Here is a 4,989-nt window from a genome sequence, read left to right on the forward strand (position 1 = left end):
ATTTATATCATGTTTTGCCTTGTGTGCGCTTCGTGCACGCGAACGGAAAAATAACACGTTCTGGTATGTTTTTACTTTGCGGTGATTAAGTTTATAAAATCGCAATTAAAAAATAGGATTTCTGTCTATAGTGTTAATTTTAATATTAGATGCCCTTACTTTAATATGTGTTGTATAACATATTTAATGCGTAAAATTCAAATTAAGGCATAGGTGAAAAAAAGATATCCGATATACCGAAAACAAGACGGTATATCGGATATCTTGACATTAAATAGTTCTGTTTGGGGTGTGCAGATGTTTTAAATCCAGAATCCTCTGGTTGCTGCTTCCTCTGAATTCGAGGGTTGGAGAATACAGGCTTTCTTCGAACCTGCCGTCCACCAATACATCTATATATTGAAGTAAATCTTTACGGCTTTCGTCTTTCATGATTTCTTCAATTGTATATCCGGTGTAGCACCATATATTCATATTGGTAGATTTGCGAACTTTCTCCAATATTATGCGAAAATCATCAGGATTAAAGAATGGGTCCCCTCCTGTAAACGTAACGCCGTCCAGAAGCGGATTGCTGTTGATCTCGCATATTATTCTGTTCAGGATATCATCTGTAAGCGGTTTCCCGGCTTTGGGATTCCATGATTCCGGATTATGACATCCTTTGCATCGGTGGCTGCATCCGGAAAGATAGATGGAATACCGGATGCCGTCACCGTCAACAATTGTTTCCGGGTATGTATATAAATAATGTAGCATAGTTTTATATTATGCATGCTTAACCCTGTCGCGCTCTTCAGCACGTTTGGCTGAGTTCCAGCTGCTGAGATCGCCCGTAAGATAGCCTGTGATACGGCGCATACGGAGAATGTTCTCGCTGTTGCATATAGGACATTTGCTGTATATCACTCCTCTGTATCCGCAGTTATGACATGTATCTACAGGGTGGTTGATAGAACCGTATCCTATACCTTCATCGTTCATCGCTTTTACTATTTTGGCTATAGCCTTTACGTTCTTTTGTGCTTCACCGTCCAGCTCTACATATGTGATGTGTCCTCCTAAAGTTAATGCGTGGAAAGGTGCTTCGCGTTTGATTTTTTCAATTATACTTATCGGCTCTTTTACGTCAACATGAAATGAATTTACATAGTAATCTCTGTCATTTACTCCTTCTATGATTCCATATTTTCGTTTGTCCATTTTTGTAAATCTGCCCGAAAGTCCTTCAGCTGGGGTAGCCAGTACAGAATAGTTAAGACGGTATTTCTCTTTGTATGTCTGTGCCACCTTGTTCATCTTCTCTATTGCCTCGTACAATGTGTCCCAAGATTTCTGGCAGTGTCCGTGTCCCTGTCCGTAGAGTGCTACCATGGCATTATGTCCACCGATAAATCCGATTCCCAATGTTCCCTGATTCAGTATATCTCCGACTTCCTCGTTAGGATTGACTCTGCTTCCGCCTTTCCATACGTTGTTGCCCATCATGAATGGGAATTGTCTGGCTAAGGCTGTCCTTTGATACTGGTATCTTGAATAAAGCTGTTCAGCTATCATTTCAGCCATTTCTTCTACAGACTGAAGGAATATCTCTTTAGCCTTTTGCTCTATAGCTTCCTTGTTGTTAGTGTCTATTATGCTTTCTGCTTTAATCTTAGCCTCTATAGCCAATCGTGGCATGTTCATTGTCGTGAACGACAGGTTTCCTCTGCCCAATGAAGTTTTTTCACCGTTTACGTTTTCAAATACTCTCGTACGACATCCCATTGTGGCAAGTTCATATTTATATCTTTTGGGGTCGTCGGCTTTCCACAGTTCATGTTTGTTGAATGGTGCGTCCAGGAACATGAAGTTAGGGAATAATGCTTTGGCTGTAGTATGGCAGGCTTTAAGGAAAAGGTCAAAGTTCGGAGCCTGAAATTTCATTTTTCCTTCTATGGCAGCGTCGAAATCGCTTATGGCAAGCTGATAATCGGCTTCGGAATATGACACTCCGTCTTTTACCTTGAATATCTGTATAGGGAACACAGGAACCTCACCGTGTGCTCCAAGTCCTTCGATTGTCGATTTAAGCAACTCTTCGATAACCATTCTTCCCTCTGCGGAAGTGTCTGTACCATAGTTGATTGAGCTGAATACGACCTGGTTTCCGCCTCTTGAATGCATGGTGTTCAGATTGTGGATAAATCCCTCCATAGCCTGATGAGTATCCTTGCGTGTACGTTCGTTAGCCTTGCTGAGGATATGTTCAAGTTCATCTTTGGTTATATTTACTCCCAAAGAGTTCAGTTCCTCAATTAATGATTGTTTTGATTCTTCCGTAGGCTCTATTGTGGAGAGATGTTTTTTTACGATGCTTTTCAGTGTATCTTCTTTGATATCAATGCCTTTCATTTCTGCAAGGAATGCGGTTATTGATGCCACACTTTTCTGATAACTCTTCAGAACACCTTTTGCCATAAAGAAATCGAATGCCGGTATGGCCTGTCCGCCGTGCTGTTCGTTTTGGTTTGTTTGGAATATGATTGTGGCCAGTGTTGCATAGCTTTGTATTGACTGTGGTGTTCTTATGCTTCCGTTTTTTGTATGGAATCCTCTTTCAAACAAATCGTCAAGGTCATACTGAATACATGTTGTAGTCTTGGTGGGATAGTAATCCAAATCGTGTATGTGGATATCCCCAAGCTGGTGTGCCTCAGCGTATTTTTTAGGCAGAAGATACTTATATGTATAGTCTTTTGTGATTTCTGAGGCAAAAGTCATCATCTGTCCGGCCGGAGTATGGCTCGACATATTTGCATTGCTGAGATTTACATCATTCTTGTCGATTGCCACAATGCCGTCCATTATGTGTTTGATTTTCGTCTTGCGGTCACGCTCGGTATTTCTCCACTGTCTGTAGATGATATATTTCTTTGCCACTTCAGGCTGTACCTTCATCAGTTCCATTTCTACAAGGTCCTGAATCTCTTCCACACCTATCGTAGGCGTGTTGAAGTGCTTTATCACTTTTTCGGTGATTTCGTCAATCAGTGTTTCACAGTCAGTCAGGTCTGATGCGACAAATGCCTTTGCGATGGCGTTGTAGATTTTTGCAGAAGAGAAGTTTTCCCGCTTCCCGTCTCTTTTGATAATACAGATGTCTTTTGTTTCCATTTTTCTAAGTTTTTATCATAAATTATCCGTTTGCCTTTTCAGGGCAGGTCTTCTGACTGATCTCTCCGCGGAACACCTTCCCACCATAAGGCAGTGGTTGGATTTCCCTCTGTTCCGTTTCAATAAGAATCACAGCAGCGGGTACTGTTACCGATTTGCACGATATTCCCTTTTGATACTTGATGTCACTCTGAAAAAACATCGCAAATCTATGAATAAAATTTGGAAAATAAAAACTACTTTTTTCTTGGAATTTTCAAAAGTATAAATTGTAAAGAATGAAAACGCTCTTGTAATGCATTGTGAAAGACTTTTTGGAAAACTTGTCTAAATTACGACGTTGATTTGTTTTCTATTTATTGTGATTTTTAGAATAGATTCTGTAGCTGATTAAATCCCGTATCATAAGCTTTAAAGATATAAAATCTCATGATACGGGAGAACTAATATTTTATTGTTTGGTTATTCATTAACAGGTTTGAGGCCCATTTTTTTAGCCTTCTCCATCATATATTCATATGCAGCATCATGTTCGTTTGGTATGATACCATCAAGAATAGCATCTTTGATATAACTTTTCAAGTCACCTATTTCGCGGCATGGTTGGAGATTGAAAATTCTCATTATTTCTTCTCCGTCTACCGGTGGCTGGAAGTTTCTGATTCTGTCTTTCTCCTCAAGGTCTTTCAATTTTTGTCTTACAAGTTTGAAGTTGTCAAGGAAACGTTGCTTTCTTGCTTCGTTCTTGGACGTTATATCTGCCTCGCACAGACACATAAGGTCGTCAATGTCATCACCGGCTTCGAATAGCAGTCGTCTTACGGCAGAATCTGTCACTTCTTCATCGGCTATTACTATAGGGCGCATGTGCAGACTCACAAGCTTTTGGACATATTTCATCTTTTCATTCATTGGGAGTTTCATTTTTCTGAAAATGTCCGGAATCATTTTCTCTCCAATGTAGTTGTGGTTATGGAATGTCCATCCGGCTTTTTGTTCCCATCTCTTTGTTCTCGGTTTTCCGATATCATGAAGTAGGGCAGACCATCTTAACCACAGATTGTCTGTAGCCTTTGAAATATTGTCCAGCACCTCAAGAGTGTGGTAGAAATTATCTTTATGAGCTCTTCCGTTTCTTGTTTCAACTCCTTGCAAGGCACATAGTTCCGGAAAGATGAGTTCCAACAGTCCGCATCTGTCCAAGTCAACAAATCCTTTTGAAGGGATAGGAGATAGTATGATTTTGTTCAGTTCGTCTGCTATGCGTTCTTTGGAAATGATTTTAATTCTTTCCTTGTTTCTTTCGAGAGCCTCGAATGTTTCGTCTTCGATGTAGAAATTCAGTTGTGTTGCAAACCTTATACACCTCATCATTCGTAGCGGGTCGTCGCTGAATGTTACATCAGGGTCAAGAGGAGTTCTTATTGTTCTTTCTTTCAAGTCCTCCATCCCGTCGAATGGGTCTACCAACTCTCCGTATCTGTCCTTGTTTAGGCATACAGCCATTGCATTGATAGTAAAGTCACGTCTGTTCTGGTCATCTTCCAGTGTCCCGTTCTCCACTACAGGTTTCCTGCTGTCATGGCTATATGATTCTTTTCTTGCCCCAACGAATTCAACCTCTCTATCTCTGAATTTAACCTGTGCTGTCCCGAAATTCTTGAACACTGATACATGAGCACCTTTACCGAGCTTTCTGCCAAGAGCCTGCGCTATTTCTATTCCGCTTCCTACCACTACCACATCAATGTCTTTAGAAGGTCGTTTCAGGAATATGTCGCGCACATATCCGCCAACTACATAGCATTCTATGCCCATTTCGTCGGCGGTTTC

General features: G+C 40.7%; 3 protein-coding genes and 1 riboswitch. All 3 genes read right to left on the bottom strand.

From position 1 onward, the window contains the following. Nucleotides 1-270 precede the first annotated feature (270 nt). Nucleotides 271-759, bottom strand: coding sequence for an anaerobic ribonucleoside-triphosphate reductase activating protein (nrdG, locus tag QZ379_RS10290; protein WP_291564102.1), 489 nt, complete (start codon nt 757-759; stop codon nt 271-273). Nucleotides 760-768: 9 nt separating this feature from the next. Further along, a complete protein-coding gene (locus QZ379_RS10295; protein ID WP_291564105.1) occupies nt 769-3,156 on the bottom strand; it encodes an anaerobic ribonucleoside triphosphate reductase in 2,388 nt (795 codons plus the stop codon). A gap of 24 nt (nt 3,157-3,180) precedes the next feature. After that, a riboswitch (cobalamin riboswitch) is annotated at nt 3,181-3,364 on the bottom strand. Nucleotides 3,365-3,618: 254 nt separating this feature from the next. Beyond that, a partial coding sequence (locus QZ379_RS10300) for an HD domain-containing protein (protein ID WP_291564109.1) occupies nt 3,619-4,989 on the bottom strand: 1,371 nt, incomplete at its 5' end.

It is taken from the genome of Bacteroides sp., from assembly GCF_019417265.1.
Taxonomy (GTDB): Bacteria; Bacteroidota; Bacteroidia; order Bacteroidales; family Bacteroidaceae; genus Phocaeicola.

Excerpts from the sequence above, each read along its gene's own strand:
- nrdG (WP_291564102.1), bottom strand. The coding sequence starts at position 759 with ATGCTACATTATTTATATACATACCCGGAAACAATTGTTGACGGTGAC.
- QZ379_RS10295 (WP_291564105.1), bottom strand. The coding sequence starts at position 3,156 with ATGGAAACAAAAGACATCTGTATTATCAAAAGAGACGGGAAGCGGGAA.